Origin of the sequence: Microvirga sp. M2 (assembly GCF_047497095.1) — a bacterium.
Classification (GTDB): domain Bacteria; phylum Pseudomonadota; class Alphaproteobacteria; order Rhizobiales; family Beijerinckiaceae; genus Microvirga.
The window spans coordinates 3,586,451-3,603,605 of sequence record NZ_CP134063.1 but is presented as its reverse complement, the minus strand read 5'-3'; the positions used below and the strand labels follow the sequence as shown (position 1 = coordinate 3,603,605).

The following is a 17,155-nucleotide window of genomic DNA, read 5'->3' as shown; positions in this document are numbered from 1 at the left end:
ACATCCGATGCTGTCAGTTGACGTTGCTTGAGCATCTTTTCACGCAAAACCGGTTCCCACTTTTGCGTCCGGTGCTCTATCTCGCTTCATCGTCGTGAGGCCCCGGCATTGCCGCCGGGCCACGGCCGTCATGCGAGAAGGAAACAGAACCATGGCCCAGCATCCCGCAATCGCGCCCAACCGAGTCGCCGTCGTCACCGGAGCCGCGAGCGGCATCGGGCTTGCCGCGGCCAGGCGCTTTGCCGAGCTTGGCATGAAGGTTTGCCTCGCCGATCTGCCCGGTGAGGCGCTGGAGCGCGCCGTCGAAGAGGTGGCCGGGACCGGCGGCTCTTCGAACGTGCTCGCGGTTCCGACCGATGTCGGCCGCCGTGAGGACGTGGAGGCGCTGAGGGACAAGGCGATGGCCGCCTTCGGCGAAGTCGCCGTGCTGATGAACAACGCGGGCACGGAAGGCGGCGGCCAGCTCTTCGGCGACCCGCAGCGCTGGCAGGCCATCCTCCAGACCAATCTGTGGGGCGTCGTCAACGGCGTGCAGGTCTTCGCCCCCGCCATGGCCGGTCAGGGCACCCCCTGCGCCATCATCAATACGGGCTCGAAACAGGGCATCACCACCCCGCCCGGAGAGACCGCCTACAATGTCTCCAAGGCCGGCGTGAAAGTGGTGACGGAGGCGCTGGCCCATGAGCTGCGCAACCGGCCGGGATGCAGGGTGACGGCGCATCTCCTCATTCCGGGCTTCGTCTTCACCGGTCTCACCCGGGCGCGAGGGGTCAAGGAGAAGCCCGCCGGAGCCTGGAGCCCCGAGCAGGTCGTCGATTTCCTGCTTCCGGCCCTGGAGCGGGGCGATTTCTACGTGCTCTGTCCGGACAACGAGACGACCCGCGCGATGGACGAGGTGCGGATCCGCTGGGCCGCCGGGGACCTCATCGAGAACCGTCCCGCCCTGTCCCGGTGGCATCCCGCCTTCAAGGACGCCTTCGCGAAGGCGATGGAAGACCAATGAGCGGCGCATTCGATTCATCCGCCTTCCGCGACCGGATCGGGGCGCTTCTCGACCGCCATGTCCGCACCTTCGGCGGCGCGGCCGAGCGGCATGCCGTCCTGCGCCGGCAGATCGAGAGCGGCGATGCCATTCACAGCCGGTCCACCTTCCCCGGCCATGTCACCGCGTCGGCCTTCATCCTCGACCCGGCGGGCCGGAGGGTGCTGCTGATCCATCACCGTTCCCTGGGCCGGTGGCTGCAGCCGGGCGGCCATTACGAGGCACCCGAAAGCCTGGAGGAAGCAGCCCTGCGGGAAGCCGTCGAGGAGACCGGCGTGCGGGAGCTTGCGCTCGATCCCTGGCACGGCGCATCGGGCCTGCCGATCGACATCGACAGCCATCTCATTCCCGCCCGCCCGCAAAAAGGAGAGCCGGAGCACTGGCACCACGACATTCGCTACGTCCTGCGGGCACAAGAGGGCGGCCTCGACCCCGATCCGTCCGAGGTGCACGGCGCCGAATGGCGCGACGTGGCGGAGCTCGACGGCATCGCCCCCGAGGCTCTGCGGAATATGTGCAAGCTCGGCTTGGCCCGCCCCTAACAAAACCGGAGGCCGCCCTTACATGGAAATCTCAGGATTCATGCGCGAAGGAGGTTTGCCATGAACGATCAGGAGCGCGAGATCATCGCCGATATCTTCCGACGGCTCGAACAGGTGGCGAATCAGCCGCGCGATCCGGAGGCGGAGCGGTTCATCGCCGACAGGCTGCGCATGCAGCCTTATGCGCCCTACGCCATGGCGCAGGCGATCTTCGTGCAGGAGCAGGCGCTGGCGAGGCTCCAGGCCGAGAACGACCAGCTTCGCGCCGAACTCGATCATCTCAGCCGGCAGCCGCAGCAGGGCGGCATTCTGTCGGGAATCTTCGGCGGCGGCGCCCGTCCGCCGGAGCCGGCCTACAACTCGCCGCCGATGCGCCGCGCCTCGCCCTGGGGTTCGCCCCAGCCGATGCCGCAGCAGCCTTACGGCATGCCGCCTCAATCGGAGGGGCAATCGCAAGGGCCATCTCAGGGGCCATCTCAGGGACAATCTCAGGGACCCTGGGGCGGCGGCATGGCGCAGCCGCAGCCGCCGCGCGGAGGCGGTTTCCTGCAGGGCGCGCTCTCCACGGCCGCGGGCGTCGCAGGCGGCATGATGATCGCCAACGCGCTGTCGCATGCCTTCCGCGGTGAGGAGAACGCGGCGGGCGGGCAATCCTCGCTTGCAGATTTCGGCAACGACCAGAGCGGGAACGATCAGGGCGGGAACCAGGATTTCGCCGGCATCACGGATGCCCTTTACGAGGACCCGTCGCAGAACCGCGACGACTTCTCCGATTTCGGCGATTCCGGTGACGACGGCGACTGGACCTGATCGCGGAGCCTGAAACGCTCTCCTTCGTCACCCGTCGGGCCAGGCCCGGGGATCTCCGTCTTCGCGCGGCGGAGCCTTGAAACGTGAATGGCCGGGACGAGCCCGGCCATGACGATCCTTCAGGGAGACCGCCGTTTAGATCACGATGACGGACGTGCCGACCTTCACGCGGCTGTAGAGATCCACCACGTCCTCGTTGAGCATGCGGATGCAGCCGGAGGAGACGGCCTGGCCGATGGTGTGCGGCTCGTTCGTGCCGTGAATGCGGTAGAGCGAGGAGCCGAGATAGAGCGCCCGCGCGCCCAGCGGGTTGTCGATCCCGCCCTTCATGTAGCGCGGCAGATCGGGACGGCGCCTGAGCATGTCCGACGGCGGACGCCAATCGGGCCACTCGCGTTTCATCGAGACGGTCTTGCGGCCGGCCCATTCGAAGCCGGGGCGTCCGACGCCGATCCCGTAGCGGATCGCCCGTCCGCCGGGCTGCACCAGGTAGAGGAACTTGTCGTTCGTATCGACCACGATCGTGCCGGGCGTCTCGCTGCCGCGATAGGATACGACCTGCCGCTGGAATTCCGGCGAGATGGCATAGTCGATGCTGTTGTCGTATCCGGGATCCGAGTAGGTCTGCGGCAGCGTCGCGACCTGAGTGCCGGACTGCACGGAACCCGTGGTGAGGGGATACGTACCCGTCGCCGGACGCGTGACGAGCGGGTAACTCTCGCGATAGCCGTCCTGCGTGCGGGCATACGGATAGTTGTATTCCGGCGCAATGTAGGTATTGCCGTAGTAAGTCCCGCCTCCATAGACCGACTGGGCCGATCCGGAAGATGGCATGAAGGCGAGAAGAAGCATTGCGGAGCAAGGGATCCAAGCGCGCATCGAAGCATCCTGTTTGTCGTTGTTACGCTTAATAAACGACAAGCGCGGCTTTTGTTTCCATCGACTTGATCGCATCTGTGCGGAAGTGCCGATCCGACCTTTCTGTCGACAGCGCGAAAGGAAGGGTAAAGCGGCATGTGACTTGCGCCGGAGCATCGAACAGCGCATCGTCTGCTGCGAAAAACCGAGTCCACTTTTTCGCACGATGCGCCGGAGCATCGGACCCAAAAAGTGGATTTGCACTTTTGGGATCAGTTCGATGCTCCCCCTATAGAAACAGCGCATCGTCTGCTGCGAAAAACCGAGTCCACTTTTTCGCACGATGCGCTATGAGCTTCACTCTTCCGCGAAAGCCGCCATCCCGGAGGCCGCGCCTCACATCGTCGTGATTACATGCAATTCGGTCCGGCCTTTCGGGCTGCCGCGGGCATCGCGGTGCTTTCCATCATGGATGCGGTCATCAAAGGGATGTCCGCTTCCTACCCGACCCTCCAGGTCACCTTTCTGCGCTTCGCCTGCGGAACCATCGTCGCCACGGGCGTGGTCGCGGCGATGCGCCCGGGCTGGCCGAGCCGGGAGACGGTGCAGGCGAACCTCCTGCGCTCCGTCATCGCCGTCATTACGGCCGGCTGCTTCTTCTATGCGCTGGGCAAGCTGCCCCTGGCCGAGACCCTCGTCCTGTCGTTCCTCGCGCCCATGTTCATCGCGTTCTTCGGACTGCTCCTTCTGAAGGAGCGGGTGGATCCGAGGATCATCGCGGCCATCGCGATCGGGTTCGGCGGCACGCTCGTGGTCGTCCTCGGGCAGACGGAAGAGGCCTCGGCGGCCCGATCCTGGCTGGGCGTCGCGGCGGCCCTGACGTCGGCGATCACCTACGCCCTGAGCCTCGTCCTGCTGCGCCAGCGGGCCCAGCGCGACAAGTTCCTGCACATCGTCTATTTCCAGAATGCCGGTCCGGCCATTCTGGCGCTGCCCTTCGGTCTCTGGGCCTGGCAGCCTTTGAACCTCGTGCATCTGGCCTGGTTCATGGTGATGGGGGTGCTCGGGGTCATCGGCCACGTCCTCATGGCGACGGCCTATGCCAAGGCGGAGGCGGCCCGGCTCGCGCCGCTCGAATATACCGCCCTCATCTGGGCGGTCCTGATCGGCTACGGGGTCTTCGGCGAGATTCCCACCTGGGCGACCCTCGGGGGAGGGCTCCTCATCGTGGCCGCGGCCCTGCTCACCAGCCGCCGGTAGGTTGACTTCACAAGGGGCGAAGAAAAAAGTTCCCCCGAGGCTTCGCGGGCGGCGCGGTTTCTCGATCCGGCGTGCCTTGACTCCTTTCGCGGACCTCCTTATCTCGCCAACTGTGTTAGCACTCGTCTTTCGACAGTGCTAACAGGGATAGACCAGGGCGCGGCCATCGGGGCTGCGTCAACAGTCAAAGGGGAAGTTCCATGAAGTTCCGTCCGCTGCACGACCGAGTCGTCGTCCGCCGCATCGAGGCCGAAGAGAAGACGGCTGGCGGCATCATCATCCCGGACACCGCCAAGGAAAAGCCGCAAGAGGGCGAAGTCGTCGCCGTCGGCCCCGGCGCCCGCGATGAGAACGGCAAGGTCGCCGCTCTCGATGTGAAGGCAGGCGATCGCGTTCTGTTCGGCAAGTGGTCCGGCACCGAGGTGCGGATCGATGGTCAGGATCTCCTGATCATGAAGGAATCCGACATCATGGGCATCGTCGGCTAATCAGCCGGGCGAACCCGTCACACGATTTCCAATTTAACTGGAGGCTAAGCCCATGGCTGCCAAAGACGTTAAGTTTTCTTCCGAAGCCCGCGATAAGATGCTGCGCGGCGTCGACATCCTCGCCGATGCGGTGAAGGTGACCCTCGGTCCCAAGGGCCGCAACGTCGTGATCGAGAAGTCCTTCGGCGCTCCGCGCATCACCAAGGACGGCGTGTCGGTCGCGAAAGAGATCGAGCTCGCCGACCGGTTCGAGAACATGGGCGCCCAGATGGTGCGCGAAGTGGCCTCGAAGACCAACGACATCGCCGGCGACGGCACCACGACGGCGACCGTTCTCGCCCAGTCGATCGTCCGCGAGGGCGCCAAGGCCGTGGCCGCCGGCATGAACCCGATGGACCTCAAGCGCGGCATCGATCTCGCCACCGCCGAGGCCATTAAGGACATCCAGGCCCGCGCCAAGAAGGTGAAGTCCTCCGACGAGGTCGCCCAGGTCGGCACGATTTCGGCCAACGGCGACAAGGACATCGGCGAGATGATCGCCCATGCCATGCAGAAGGTCGGCAACGAGGGCGTGATCACGGTCGAAGAGGCCAAGACCGCCGAGACCGAGCTCGACGTGGTCGAGGGCATGCAGTTCGACCGCGGCTATCTCTCGCCGTACTTCATCACCAATGCCGAGAAGATGGTGGCCGAGCTCGAGGATCCCTACATCCTCATCCACGAGAAGAAGCTCTCCTCGCTCCAGGCCATGCTGCCGATCCTCGAAGCTGTCGTGCAGACCGGCAAGCCGCTGCTGATCATCGCCGAGGACGTCGAAGGTGAAGCTCTCGCCACCCTCGTGGTCAACAAGCTGCGTGGCGGCCTGAAGATCGCCGCCGTCAAGGCTCCGGGCTTCGGCGACCGCCGCAAGGCCATGCTCGAGGACATCGCCGTCCTGACCGCCGGTCAGACGATCTCCGAAGACCTCGGCATCAAGCTCGAGAACGTCTCGCTCCCGATGCTCGGCCGCGCCAAGCGCGTTCGCATCGAGAAGGAGAACACCACGATCATCGACGGCGCCGGCAAGAAGGAAGACATCGAAGCCCGCGTCGGCCAGATCAAGGCGCAGATCGAGGAGACCACCTCGGACTACGACCGTGAGAAGCTCCAGGAGCGTCTGGCCAAGCTCGCAGGCGGCGTCGCGGTGATCCGCGTCGGCGGCGCGACCGAAGTCGAGGTGAAGGAGAAGAAGGACCGCGTCGACGACGCGCTCAACGCCACCCGCGCTGCGGTGGAAGAGGGCATCGTTCCCGGCGGCGGCGTCGCTCTGCTGCGCGCCAAGGTTGCGGTCGCCAAGCTCTCCAGCGACAACGCCGACATGAAGGCCGGTATCAACATCGTCCTGCGCGCCCTTGAGGCTCCGATCCGCCAGATCGCCGAGAACGCCGGCGTCGAAGGCTCGATCGTGGTCGGCAAGATCGTCGAGAACAAGACCGATACCTTCGGCTTCAACGCTCAGACGGAAGAGTTCGTGGACATGCTCCAGGCCGGCATCGTCGATCCGGCGAAGGTCGTGCGCACGGCTCTGCAGGACGCCGCTTCCGTGGCGGGCCTCCTGGTCACCACCGAAGCCATGGTGGCCGATGCTCCCAAGCGCGAGAGCGCTGCTCCCGCCATGCCCGGCGGCGGCATGGGCGGCATGGGCGGCATGGACTTCTAAGTCCGACGCCTTCGTAGAAATGAAGAAGCCCCGGAGGAAACTCCGGGGCTTTTTCGTTGCCGATGGGCCAATTCTACCGTGCGTTCCGAAGGGCCTGAGAAGTCAATGTCGGCTCTTGCAGTTCCATGTGCGTAGACACATATTGATACGATATGCTATATCATATAAAAGGAGAGAATTCCTCGAAGGAGCCTCCTATGGCCGTCCATGTGATAGATCATCCCCTCCCGCCCACCTCTAACGGGCACGCGCTTACGATCGGATCGGGCGATACCGTGATCGTCACCGAGGCCGGCGAGCTCGCCGCACAGAACCTCGGATGGTGCGGGATAGACGGGATCAGTGTGGGCAACGGCGGGCTCGGTGCGGTCGGCACGAACCTCATTATCAATGGCCGTGTTTCGAGCGCTGATTTCTACGGCATAGCGACGAATGGATCGATTACGGTCGGCCAGACCGGAGCGGTGTCGGGACGGTTCGCGATCTATCTCGTCAACGACCATAGGCATGGCACGCCGGACTCACTCGTCAATCTCGGTTCCGTAACCGGTCGGGATTATGGAGTTTTTACCGACGGCAGCCTTCCTGGTCAGCCATTCTCTCCAGTGACGATCACGAACACCGGCACGATTTCCGGTGAGATTGGTATCGGAGTAGGCGGCGATCTCACCCTCATCAACAGCGGCCTCATCAAAGGCACCGGTGGGATCGCTATAGCGACTGTTCCCGACGGTTTGTCGCGAAAGATCACGAACACTGGAGTGATCGATGGAGATGTCAGCCTGAGCGGTGGACATGACCTCTATGACGGGCGCGGCGGCCGCATCAACGGAACGATCTATCTTGGTGACGGTGACGACACAGTCTACGGCGGCGCAGGCGCAGAGACCGTAGCGCTTGGAGGAGGACATAATGTCTTCTACGGCGGCGACGGCATAGATACCCTTGACCTTTCGCAAGAGGGTTGGAGGGGAGGCCACTCGGTCGACCTGAGAATAGTCGACGAGCAGAGCATGAGCGCGACCAGCTGGGCTGTCATCGGGTATGTGGAGAATATACTCGGAACGTCGGCAAATGACTGGTTCGTCGGCAGCCCCGTCAACAATATCTTAAGGGGCAATTCCGGCAACGACACTCTTTTCGGATACCTAGGTGACGACCAGTTGTTCGGCGGAGGTCAGGACGATTTCCTGGATGGCGGATCGGGAAATGATCTCTTGGATGGCGGATCGGGGACGGATGTCGCTCTGTTTCGGGGACGTTTTGCGGATTATACAATCCAGGCAAGGGCCGACGGCAGCTTCCTGATCACGGACAACCGTAACCGTGAGAATGAAGGCATCGATACCCTCACAGGTATCGAATACGTGCAGTTCGCTGACCGCACCATTGCTCTCGCTCCGACGAATTCCGCCCCGGTCTCGGTCTCGCTTAGCGCCACCAGCGTTGGCGGCAACGCGCCGGCCGGCACCGTGGTCGGCACGTTAAGCGGCGTCGATCCGGACGGCGATCCGCTCGGCTATCATCTCGTCACCAATCCAGGCGGTCTCTTCCGCATCCACGGCAACCAGCTCCTGGTCGCCGGTCGTTTCCATGGCGAGACCAGGGTCGAGATCGTGGTGCGTGCCAGCGATCCGGCTGGCGCTTCGATCGACAGGACGTTCTCCATCGATGTCACCACCGGCCGGGTCAGCCCTGTTGCGAGTGCCCAGACCTTGAAGGGTGGCAAAACGGCGGACATTCTTGTCGGCGGCAAGGGGCACGACCTCCTCAACGGCGGTCTCGGCTGCGACAAGCTGACCGGCCTAGCAGGGCAGGACACGTTCGCGTTCACCACCAAGCTCGGTGCAACGAATGTCGACCGGATCGTGGATTTCAATCACGCCGACGACACGATCAGGCTGGCGCAGGCCGTGTTCGGAAAGCTCCAGAAGGGGATCTTGTCGAAGGCCGCGTTCTGGGCCGGGGCGAAAGCGCACGATAAGAGCGACCGCATCATCTACAACGAGAAGACGGGCGACCTGTCCTATGATGCGGACGGCTCGGGGACGAAGTACGGGGCGGTCAAATTCGCTCAGGTGAAGGCAGGCACGCTGCTGAAGGCGGACGACTTCTTCGTCACCTGACGGCCGGGAGGGTGGCCCTGCACCATTGTCCAAAACAAGAAGGCCCCGGATTGCCCCGGGGCCTTTTCGTGACAGCGCGGATCAGACCTTACGCCGCCTGCTTCAGCAGGCCTTCGGCGGCGAGCGCTTCCCGAACCTTCGGGCGCGAGGCCACGCGGTCCATGAAGGCGCTCAAGTGCTGGAAGGTCGAAATGTCGATGCCGTGGAAATTCGTCCAGTTCACGACCGTGAAGAGGTAGGCATCCGCGATCGTGAACGTCTCTCCCGTCAGGAACGGCTGCTTGGCCAGAACCTCGTCGAGATAGGCGAAGCGCGTGGCGAGCCGTTCCTTCGTGGCGGCCTTCACGCTATCCGGAGTGGCGGGGTTCCAGAGAGGTCCGAAGCCCTTGTGAATCTCCGTGCTGACGAAGGTTAGCCACTCGATCAGGTGGTAGCGTTCCATGGTGCCGTTGGCTGGTGCCAGTCCGGCGCCGGGCTGCTGGTCGGCGAGATACTGGAGGAGCGCCGCTGCTTCCGTGAGCAGCGAACCGTCCTTCAGGACGATGGCCGGCACATAGCCTTTGGGATTGATCGCACGGAAATTCTCGCCGGTCTCCGTAAGGTGCTTGGACAGATCCACCTTCACGAGAGTGACGGGGAGATCGGCTTCGCGGGCGACGATGTGCGGAGCAAGCGAGCAGGCGCCGGGAGCGTAGTAGAGCTTCATGGTCGGGTCTCCTTGGGTTGAGAGCGGATCAGGCTGCAGGCTTCAGTGAAGCCGGGCTGGAGAGAAGCGGCAGGCGGGGGCCAAAGCATGGGCGCCGTAGGCGATGCCGGACGGGGTGGTGTCGTTCGGTATTGGAAACTCCATGCAGATGCATGGATATTCATATGCACTTGCATGGAAATGTCAAATATGATGCAATTGCATAGAAACAGAAGAGGCTTTGCCGTGGTGCAAGACATGCGGGAACCGTCGGATGCCGTGACCGACGCCTGGGTCCGTCTGATCCGGGCCGGGAGGGGAGCGGTGGGCCGGATCGAGGACGATCTGAAAACGGCCGGCTTTCCCTGCCTGTCCTGGTACGATGTGCTCCTGCATCTGAAGCGCAGGCCCGACGGCCGCTCCTCCCCGCGCGAGATCGAAGACGCGGTGCTCTTCGAGCAATACAACCTCTCGCGCCTTCTCGACCGGATGGAGGCGGACGGGCTCGTCCGCCGCATTCCCTATCCCGGCGACAAGCGGCGGCAATGGGTCGAGATCACGGAAGAGGGACGGGCGCTCCAGCGGCGCATGTGGGGGATCTACGGCCCCGCCATCAACCGCGTCATCGGCGAGAAGCTCACCGAGGCCGAGGCGGAGCAATTGGCCGGCCTGCTGCTGAAGCTGCTGACGTCCGGGAACGATGGAGGCTGCGGCTGACGGTCGAAGCTCACGAACGATCTGCACCGTTGGGCGTTCATGAGAGAAGACGGCTTGAGCATCGGACCCAAAAGTGGGTTTCACTTTTGGGTCCGATGCTCCCTTCTTGGAAAGAGCGCATCGTTCTTGCGAAAAACCGGGGCCACTTCTTCGCACGATGCGCCAGGTTCCGGCGGCCGACGAGGAATGACCCGTGAAAGCACGCCCCCCTTCCGTTTCCCGGCTGCGGCGCAGCCTCCTGGCGAGCCTTGTCCTTCTGCCGGCCCAAGCCCTGGTTTTGCCCGGCTTCGCCCCGCTCGGCGCGCAGCCCGCCTCCGGCACGGCGGCGCGATCGACCTCCATCCGCACGCCGGATTTCGACGAGAGCGTCCGGTGGTATCGGGACAAGCTCGGGTTCCGGCTGATCTCCACGACCAGTTTCGTCCAGGGGCGGACGGCGGTTCTGGAGCGGAGCGGCTTCCTTCTCGAGATCGCCGAGGTCGATCACGTGCTTCCCGAAGCCGAGTGGACGCGCACACCCGCGATCACCCTGATCGTGCCCGATGTGGACAAGGAGATCGCGCGTCTGCGCAAGGCGGGCGTCGAGGTGCTTCAGGACCCTGAGGACGATCTCGACGGCCGTTACCGCACGGCGGAGATCCGCGACAACGGACGGCATCGGATCGAGCTGCGCGAACCCATCGCCGAAAGCGGCGGCTTCAACCCGACGGGACGGTGACGAAAATTCCGCCTCCGGTGGAATAAAGCCCGTCGCGGGGTGTCTTAAGGTGCGTGGTCATCACGACCTCCAGGAGGATACCCATGAAGCTGTTTTTCTCGCAGGCCTTTCTCGCCGGCCTTCTCGTCGCCACCGGCGCGGTCGCTCAAACCGCCGCGCCCGCGAAGGTCGCCGAAACGAGCAAGGGCAAGGCCCTCGTCGATGCCAAGGGCATGACGCTCTACACCTTCGACCGCGATGCCGCCGGCAAATCGAACTGCAACGGACAATGCGCGCAGAACTGGCCGCCGCTCATGGCCGCCTCCGGTGCGGCCGCCTCGGGCGACTGGAGCGTGGTCACGCGCGAGGACGGCGCCAAGCAATGGGCCTACAAGGGCAAGCCGCTCTACCTCTGGACGAAGGATTCCAAACCCGGCGAGGCGACGGGCGATGGGGTCAACAACATCTGGCATATCGCTCAGCCCTGAGAAATCTCCCGCGATGTGGCCTCGGTTCGCCGTCGAGAAAACGCGGCCGAGCCGAAGAAGAGAGCTGATTCCACGTCGATGGAAACGGCTCTCGATCTTGCCACGCGGCGAGGGCTCATCTTTGATGATGCCCGACATGTGAAGGTTTGATCGTGGACGAGATCGCCTCCCTTCTCGAACCGCAGATTCCGGGCTTGCGCCGCTATGCCTGGGCGCTTCTGCGCGACGACGAGGCTGCGGACGATCTCGTCCAGGACACACTGGAGCGGGCGATCCGCCACTGGAGCCGCCGCCGGGACGGCGACCTGAAGGCGTGGCTCTTCGCGATTCAGCGCAACCTCTTCCTGAACGATGTGCGCGGCCGCAAGGTGCGCGGCATCCAGGTCGGGGTCGAGGCCCTGGAGATGTCCGCGACCCTGGATCCACCGGATGCGCATGCGGGCCTGCGCGACATCCTGACGGGCCTCGATGCCTTGCCGGAGGAGCAGCGCTCGGTGCTGCTCCTGGTCGGGGTCGAGGATCTGTCCTACGAGCAGGTGGCGCAGGTTCTGGAGATCCCCATGGGCACGGTGATGTCGCGCCTGAGCCGGGCGCGTGGACGCCTGCGGGAATTCATGGAAAACGGACGCAGCGCCGTTTTGAGGAGAGTGAAGTGACGGGCGAGCGACCCATCGGTGAGGACGACCTGCAGGCCTTCGTCGATGGAAGGCTCGATCCCGCGCGGATCGAGATCGTCAAAGCCTGGCTCGCATCCCAGCCCTCGCAGGCCGAGCGGGTGCAGCGCGAGGCCGAGCAGCGCGAGGCGCTGCGCGCGCGGCTTGCCTTCAAGGCGCAGGAGCCGATTCCGGCGCGGCTGCGGGTCGCCCATCTCGTCGCCGCGCAACGGCGCCGCCCGCATCGCGCCTTCACCGGAATGGCGGCGGCCCTCGCGTGGCTGGTGCTGGGCGGGGTTCTGGGCGCCACCGGGGCAACGTGGTGGCGCGGGCCCGTCACGCCGCAATCCTCGGGGCAGGCGGCTGTCGCCGACAATGCCATCGCCGCCTATCGCCTCTATGTGGGCGAGCGGCTGCATCCCGTGGAGGTGCCGGGCGACCAGGAGGCCCATCTCGTGCAGTGGCTCTCCCGCCGGGTCGGAAAGCCCCTGAAGGCTCCGGACCTGAATGCACAGGGCTATCGCCTCATCGGCGGAAGGCTTCTGCCCTCTGGCGGTGAAGCGGCCGCCCTCTTCATGTACGAGAACGAGGGCGGCAATCGCCTGACGCTTTACGCGCGTTCCAGCGCGCAGGAGAGGGAGACCGCATTCCGCTTCGAGCGGCAGGATGGCGTTTCGGCCTTCTCGTGGATCGATGGCGGGCTGTCCTATGTGGTCTCGGCCAAAGCCGATCGCGCGCAGCTCCTGCCGATCGCAGAGGCGATCTACCGTCAGTTCGAGTCCGCAGGCGACCCGGCGAAGGGCCGCCTGTAGTCTCGTTCGTGCCCGGTTAGAGCATCGGACGCGGGAAGTGGATTTGCACTTTTGAGATCAATCCGATGCTCCCTTCTGAGATGAGCGCATCGTTCTGGCGAAAAACCGGGGCCACTTTTTCGCACGATGCGCTAGGGCCAATCCACATTCAGGATTCGCACGAGCGAAGAAAGCTGACTCACTGGGTTGCAGGTGGTTTGATTCGGAGCCGGACGATGGGTGTGAAGCGATACGAACTGAGCGAAGCCCAGTGGCGGCGCATCGCCCCCCTGCTGCCGGGCAAGGTGGGCGACCCCGGCCGCAGCGGGGCGGATAACCGCCTGTTCGTCAACGGCGTCTTGTGGGTGCTGCGCTCTGGAGCATTCTGGCAGCATCTGCCCGAGCGCTACGGCAAATGGAAGAGCGTCCACGCCCGCTTTACCCGCTGGACCAAGGCCGGGGTCTGGGAGCAGGTGTTTGCCGAGCTGATCAAGGATCGCGACAATCACTATCTCATGCTCGACACCACCCTGGTGCGCGTCCATCAGCAGGCCGCCGCCGGAAAAGGGGGGCCGCCACTCAGGCGCTGGGGCGTTCCCGCGGGGGTCTGACCACCAAGATCCACATGATCTGTGACGGCCTCGGCCGACCGCTGCGCTTCCTGCTGAGCGCCGGCCAGCGCCACGACTGCCTCGGCGCCAAGGCGCTGCTCGACGGCTTCCAGGCCCGGTCCGTCCTGGCCGATCGGGCCTATGACACCAACGAGCTGCGCCAGACCATCGCGGCGATGGGCGCCGAGGCGGTCATTCCCTCAAGCCGATCGCGCAAGCAGCCGATTGCCCATGACGCCACCGCCTACAAACTGCGCAATCGGATCGAACGCTGCTTCAACAAGCTCAAGCACTGCCGACGCTTTGCAACCCGGTACGACCGGCGCGCCTGCCACTTCCTCGCCTTCATCCACCTCGCCGCCATCATGCTCTGGCTGTGCTGAATGTGGATTCGTCCTAGCCGAAGATTGCGGGGTCCGGTCCCACGCGGCCGTTCCCGTCGTCCATCGCGTCGATGACGCGCATGTCGTCGGCATCGAGCGTGAAGTCGAACACGTCGATGTTCTCGCGGATGCGCGAGGGCGTCACGGATTTCGGAATCACCACGAAGCCGTTGTCGAGGTGCCAGCGCAGGATCACCTGCGCGGGCGACTTGCCGTATTTGCGCCCGATGGCCGCGAGCTTCTCGTCCGTGACGAGGCTGCCCTGCCCGAGAGGACCCCAGCATTCCGTCGCGATGCCGTGCTTCGCGTGGAAGGCGCGCAGCTCCTTCTGCTGGAAGCGCGGATGCAGCTCGATCTGGTTGAGGACGGGAACGATGCCGGTCTCGTCGATCAGCCGCTGCAGATGCTTGGCCTGGAAGTTCGAGACGCCGATCGATTTGATGCGTCCTTCCTGCTTCAGGCGGATCAGGGCGCGCCACGCATCGAGGAAACCGTCCCCGTCGACGCCCGGCCAGTGGATGAGATAGAGATCGATGAAGTCGAGTTTCAGCCGCTCCAGGCTCTCGTCGAAGGCGGTCAGCGCCGCATCATAGTTGCGCTTGTCGTTCCACAATTTCGTCGTGATGAACAGGTCGCTGCGCGGCACGTCGGACGCGGCGAGCGCCTGGCCGACGCCTTCCTCGTTCTCATAGATCGCCGCCGTGTCGATGGAGCGGTAGCCCGCCTTGAGGGCGTCGGCCACGCAGGCGACGGCGTCCTGGTTCGAAACCCGCCAGACGCCATAGCCGAGCTGGGGCATCGTGTTTCCATCGTTCAGGCGAAGGGGTGGGGTGGTCGGCATCGACTGCTCCTACGGGAAAAAGGGGAGAGACAGAGCTAGAGTTTCTTGTTCGATAGGCAAACCGGAACTGGGCCGGACCGAGGGAACCGGTGCAACGAGGCCGGCGTTCCGCAGCGTAGCGCCGTTGAGATCTAAGAATGGGAGTGCGCCTTGTCCATCCCCGAAGCGAGAACCGGCACACCCGATCCGACGCTTGACGAGACCGAGTTCAGGCGGCGTTTCCTGCTGCCGTTCCAGGATCCCGCCTTCGACACCCTGACGCAGGAGCTGCAGCGCATCGCCGATGCGGCGTGGGACGCCTACAGCCATCATCGCAAGAGCCCGAGAACCCGCAAGGCGGGGCCGGGCTTCGCCGATCCCGATTACGACCTCGCCGTCGACTGGATCGCCGCGAAGGAGGCCATCGATCTCGCCCGGAAGCGGCACGAGGATCCCGCGGGGCCTGCGCGTTTCCTCCTCGTCTCCTCCGCCGCGCGCAGCGAGCATACCTGCCCGGGCGAGATGTCGAAGACCTACCGGCTCGTCGAGATCGCCAGGCAGGTCATCGCGAGCGCGCCGAACGTCGCGGTCGAGGTTCTGGACCTCAGCAGGCTCGCATCCGAGTATGGCCGTCACATCCATCCCTGCAAGACCTGCTTCTCGACGGCGGCCGCGCTCTGCCACTGGCCGTGCTCCTGCTATCCCAACTACTCGCTCGGGCAGACGCGGGACTGGATGAACGACATCTACCCGAAATGGGTGGAGGCACATGGGATCATGATCGTCACGCCCGTGAACTGGTATCAGGTTTCCTCGCCGCTGAAGCTGATGATGGACCGTCTCGTCTGCGCCGACGGCGGCAATCCGGATCCGACCTCGACCCATGGCAAGACGGTGAAGGAAGCCAAGGGGCTGGAGCTGAAGGGATGGGATTATCCCAAGCACCTGTCGGGCCGTCTGTTCTCCGTCGTCGTGCACGGCGACGCGGAGGGGGCGGAGGGCGTTCGTCGCAGCCTGTCGGACTGGCTGCGCGCCATGGAGCTGACGCCCGCGGGCAGCCTCGCCGAGCTCGACCGCTATATCGGCTATTGGAAGCCCTATGCCACCAGCCACGAGGAGCTGGACCGGGATCTCGATGTGCAGGGTGAGGTGCGTAACGCCGCCTGGACGCTGCTGAACGGCGTTGTGGCGAAGCGGGCAGGGCATTGGGCACAGGCCGGCGAGCGCCTCCAGGAACCCCGTCAGAAATAGGCGGGCTCGCTTCTCAAGAAGAAGGCCGGGATCGCTCCCGGCCTTGCCACGAAAGACGCGCTCATGGCTCCTTATTTCGGTGCGGACTTCACCTCCGCGTCCCACTTCTTGAGCAGGCGCGTGCGCTCGGCCACGGAGCCGTATTTGACCGTGTCGTAGTTGATCAGCTTCATTTCGGAGAGCTTGGGCGCCTTCTCCGAGATGGGCGCATTCTTGTTGGACGGAATCGAGTAGATCTTCTGGTCCGCGCCCACGAGCTTCTGCGCTTCGGCCGAGAGGGCCCAATCCACGAATTTCTTCGCGGCGTCCTGGTTCTTGCCCTTGACGATGGAGACCGAGCCCGTCTCGTAGCCCGTTCCCTCGCAGGGAGCGATCGTCTTCACCGGTGCGCCGTCGACGATCATGGTCACCATGTCGTGCATGAAGGCGATGCCGATGGCGGTCTCGCCCAGGGCGACGGCCTTGACGGGGGCCGCGCCCGACTTCGTGTACTGATTGACGTTCTTGTGCAGGCTCTTCATGTAGTCGAAGGCCTTGTCCTCTCCCATCAGCTGAACGAGCGAGGCCAGGAAGACGTAAGCGGTGCCCGAGGAATTCGGGTCCGAGATCTGGACCTCGTCCCTGAACTTGGGATCGAGCAGATCGGCCCAGCATTTCGGCTCCGGCAGATTGCGGCTCTTGAGAACGTCCGTGTTGTAGCCGATGCCGAGCGCGCCGAGATAGGTGGCGGTCGCGCGATGGCCGGATTGCTCGGCGAAGCGCTGCGCCCAGTCGTAGAGCTCCGGCAGCACGGGCGAGTTGTGAGCGACCGTGAGACCTTCCTCGGCCGCCTGGATGTGGGAATCGCCGGGCCCGCCCCACCACACGTCGGCACGCGGATTCGACGCCTCGGCCCGAATCTGCGCCAACGTCTCGCCGGTGCTCTTGCGCACCATCGTCACCTTGATCCCCGATGCCTTCTCGAAGGCGGCAACGCCGACGCGGCACTGCTCCTCGAGGATCGAGCAATAGATCGTGAGCTGCTCCTGAGCCTGGGCCGCGAAGGGCGCGGCGCAGACCGAGGCGGCGAGGGCCAGACCGGCAAGTGAACCGGCAAGTGAAAGGCGCATAGGTTTCCTCCTGAATGGCCGGGCGTGATCCGTCCGGCTCGATCGTCCTTGAATGAGACGGGCCCATCAGGGAGCTTAGCCGGCTCTATTGTCAAGGTGTCGCAGCCGTGCGGCCGTTCAAACCG

The 17,155-nt window shown here is 64.5% G+C and carries 18 protein-coding genes; 14 read left to right on the top strand and 4 right to left on the bottom strand.

Features of this window, described 5'->3' with window-relative positions; translation table 11 throughout:
• The first annotated feature begins 151 nt into the window (after positions 1-151).
• The 3 genes from RE429_RS17125 to RE429_RS17115 are packed head-to-tail and all read left to right on the top strand — an operon-like array spanning position 152 to position 2,394.
• Positions 152-1,003, top strand: a complete 852-nt coding sequence (locus RE429_RS17125) for an SDR family NAD(P)-dependent oxidoreductase (RefSeq protein WP_414471912.1) — start codon at positions 152-154, stop codon at positions 1,001-1,003.
• Positions 1,000-1,584, top strand: coding sequence for an NUDIX hydrolase (locus RE429_RS17120; protein WP_414471911.1), 585 nt, complete (start codon positions 1,000-1,002; stop codon positions 1,582-1,584). The genes RE429_RS17125 and RE429_RS17120 overlap by 4 nt, the downstream gene beginning before the upstream one ends.
• A 60-nt stretch (positions 1,585-1,644) precedes the next feature.
• Positions 1,645-2,394: a DUF2076 domain-containing protein gene (locus tag RE429_RS17115; protein ID WP_414471910.1), complete on the top strand. Its 750-nt coding sequence runs from the start codon at positions 1,645-1,647 to the stop codon at positions 2,392-2,394.
• 135 nt (positions 2,395-2,529) lie between these two features.
• Here RE429_RS17115 and RE429_RS17110 read toward each other — a convergent pair whose 3' ends face one another.
• Entirely contained in the window at positions 2,530-3,273 is a 744-nt protein-coding gene (locus tag RE429_RS17110; protein WP_414471909.1) for a L,D-transpeptidase, read from the bottom strand.
• Between the two features lie 393 nt (positions 3,274-3,666).
• Here RE429_RS17110 and RE429_RS17105 point away from each other — a divergent pair, with 393 nt between their 5' ends.
• The 4 genes from RE429_RS17105 (at position 3,667) to RE429_RS17090 (ending at position 8,825) form a co-directional block, all read left to right on the top strand.
• Entirely contained in the window at positions 3,667-4,512 is an 846-nt protein-coding gene (locus RE429_RS17105; RefSeq protein ID WP_414471908.1) for a DMT family transporter, read from the top strand.
• 200 nt (positions 4,513-4,712) lie between these two features.
• Positions 4,713-5,000 carry a co-chaperone GroES gene (gene groES, locus RE429_RS17100; RefSeq protein ID WP_114945189.1) on the top strand — a complete coding sequence of 96 codons (288 nt, stop codon included), beginning with the start codon at positions 4,713-4,715 and terminating at the stop codon, positions 4,998-5,000.
• A 52-nt stretch (positions 5,001-5,052) separates the two neighbouring features.
• Complete coding sequence (groL, locus tag RE429_RS17095; RefSeq protein ID WP_414471907.1) at positions 5,053-6,699, top strand: chaperonin GroEL; 1,647 nt, start codon at positions 5,053-5,055, stop codon at positions 6,697-6,699.
• Positions 6,700-6,896: 197 nt separating this feature from the next.
• Positions 6,897-8,825, top strand: a complete 1,929-nt coding sequence (locus RE429_RS17090; RefSeq protein WP_414471906.1) for a hypothetical protein — start codon at positions 6,897-6,899, stop codon at positions 8,823-8,825.
• A gap of 88 nt (positions 8,826-8,913) precedes the next feature.
• Here RE429_RS17090 and gstA read toward each other — a convergent pair whose 3' ends face one another.
• Positions 8,914-9,531 (bottom strand): glutathione transferase GstA, encoded by a 618-nt coding sequence (gstA, locus tag RE429_RS17085; RefSeq protein ID WP_414471905.1) that lies wholly within the window; start codon positions 9,529-9,531, stop codon positions 8,914-8,916.
• A gap of 237 nt (positions 9,532-9,768) precedes the next feature.
• Between gstA and RE429_RS17080 the strand changes: the two genes are divergently transcribed.
• From RE429_RS17080 to RE429_RS17055, 6 genes are all read left to right on the top strand, one after another.
• On the top strand, positions 9,769-10,227 hold the full coding sequence (locus RE429_RS17080) for a MarR family winged helix-turn-helix transcriptional regulator (RefSeq protein WP_414471904.1): 459 nt from the start codon (positions 9,769-9,771) through the stop codon (positions 10,225-10,227).
• 193 nt (positions 10,228-10,420) lie between these two features.
• Entirely contained in the window at positions 10,421-10,945 is a 525-nt protein-coding gene (locus RE429_RS17075; RefSeq protein WP_414471903.1) for a VOC family protein, read from the top strand.
• 83 nt (positions 10,946-11,028) lie between these two features.
• The gene (locus tag RE429_RS17070; protein ID WP_414471902.1) at positions 11,029-11,412 is read left to right on the top strand and encodes a hypothetical protein; all 384 of its coding nucleotides are present in this window, start codon (positions 11,029-11,031) and stop codon (positions 11,410-11,412) included.
• A gap of 152 nt (positions 11,413-11,564) precedes the next feature.
• Positions 11,565-12,068, top strand: a complete 504-nt coding sequence (locus RE429_RS17065) for an RNA polymerase sigma factor (RefSeq protein ID WP_414471901.1) — start codon at positions 11,565-11,567, stop codon at positions 12,066-12,068.
• Complete coding sequence (locus RE429_RS17060) at positions 12,065-12,877, top strand: anti-sigma factor family protein (protein WP_414471900.1); 813 nt, start codon at positions 12,065-12,067, stop codon at positions 12,875-12,877. The genes RE429_RS17065 and RE429_RS17060 overlap by 4 nt, the downstream gene beginning before the upstream one ends.
• A gap of 215 nt (positions 12,878-13,092) precedes the next feature.
• A protein-coding gene (locus RE429_RS17055; RefSeq protein WP_414471476.1) for an IS5 family transposase occupies positions 13,093-13,850 on the top strand; the annotation gives its coding sequence in 2 pieces (ribosomal slippage) (positions 13,093-13,429 and positions 13,429-13,850; 759 coding nt in all).
• Between the two features lie 13 nt (positions 13,851-13,863).
• On the opposite strand, the gene RE429_RS17050 is transcribed toward RE429_RS17055, so the two are convergent.
• Positions 13,864-14,691 carry an aldo/keto reductase gene (locus RE429_RS17050; protein WP_414471899.1) on the bottom strand — a complete coding sequence of 276 codons (828 nt, stop codon included), beginning with the start codon at positions 14,689-14,691 and terminating at the stop codon, positions 13,864-13,866.
• A gap of 150 nt (positions 14,692-14,841) precedes the next feature.
• On the opposite strand from RE429_RS17050, the gene RE429_RS17045 reads away from it, so the two are divergent.
• On the top strand, positions 14,842-15,921 hold the full coding sequence (locus RE429_RS17045) for a flavodoxin family protein (protein ID WP_414471898.1): 1,080 nt from the start codon (positions 14,842-14,844) through the stop codon (positions 15,919-15,921).
• Between the two features lie 71 nt (positions 15,922-15,992).
• Here the strand turns inward: RE429_RS17045 and RE429_RS17040 are convergent, their stop codons facing one another.
• On the bottom strand, positions 15,993-17,030 hold the full coding sequence (locus tag RE429_RS17040; RefSeq protein WP_414471897.1) for an ABC transporter substrate-binding protein: 1,038 nt from the start codon (positions 17,028-17,030) through the stop codon (positions 15,993-15,995).
• Positions 17,031-17,155: the final 125 nt, after the last annotated feature.

Coding starts and splice junctions, on each gene's coding strand:
- RE429_RS17040 (WP_414471897.1), bottom strand. CDS start 17,030: ATGCGCCTTTCACTTGCCGGTTCACTTGCCGGTCTGGCCCTCGCCGCC.
- RE429_RS17105 (WP_414471908.1), top strand. CDS start 3,667: ATGCAATTCGGTCCGGCCTTTCGGGCTGCCGCGGGCATCGCGGTGCTT.
- RE429_RS17090 (WP_414471906.1), top strand. CDS start 6,897: ATGGCCGTCCATGTGATAGATCATCCCCTCCCGCCCACCTCTAACGGG.
- RE429_RS17070 (WP_414471902.1), top strand. CDS start 11,029: ATGAAGCTGTTTTTCTCGCAGGCCTTTCTCGCCGGCCTTCTCGTCGCC.
- RE429_RS17120 (WP_414471911.1), top strand. CDS start 1,000: ATGAGCGGCGCATTCGATTCATCCGCCTTCCGCGACCGGATCGGGGCG.
- groES (WP_114945189.1), top strand. CDS start 4,713: ATGAAGTTCCGTCCGCTGCACGACCGAGTCGTCGTCCGCCGCATCGAG.
- RE429_RS17125 (WP_414471912.1), top strand. CDS start 152: ATGGCCCAGCATCCCGCAATCGCGCCCAACCGAGTCGCCGTCGTCACC.
- groL (WP_414471907.1), top strand. CDS start 5,053: ATGGCTGCCAAAGACGTTAAGTTTTCTTCCGAAGCCCGCGATAAGATG.
- RE429_RS17110 (WP_414471909.1), bottom strand. CDS start 3,273: ATGCGCGCTTGGATCCCTTGCTCCGCAATGCTTCTTCTCGCCTTCATG.
- RE429_RS17050 (WP_414471899.1), bottom strand. CDS start 14,691: ATGCCGACCACCCCACCCCTTCGCCTGAACGATGGAAACACGATGCCC.
- gstA (WP_414471905.1), bottom strand. CDS start 9,531: ATGAAGCTCTACTACGCTCCCGGCGCCTGCTCGCTTGCTCCGCACATC.
- RE429_RS17115 (WP_414471910.1), top strand. CDS start 1,645: ATGAACGATCAGGAGCGCGAGATCATCGCCGATATCTTCCGACGGCTC.
- RE429_RS17080 (WP_414471904.1), top strand. CDS start 9,769: ATGCGGGAACCGTCGGATGCCGTGACCGACGCCTGGGTCCGTCTGATC.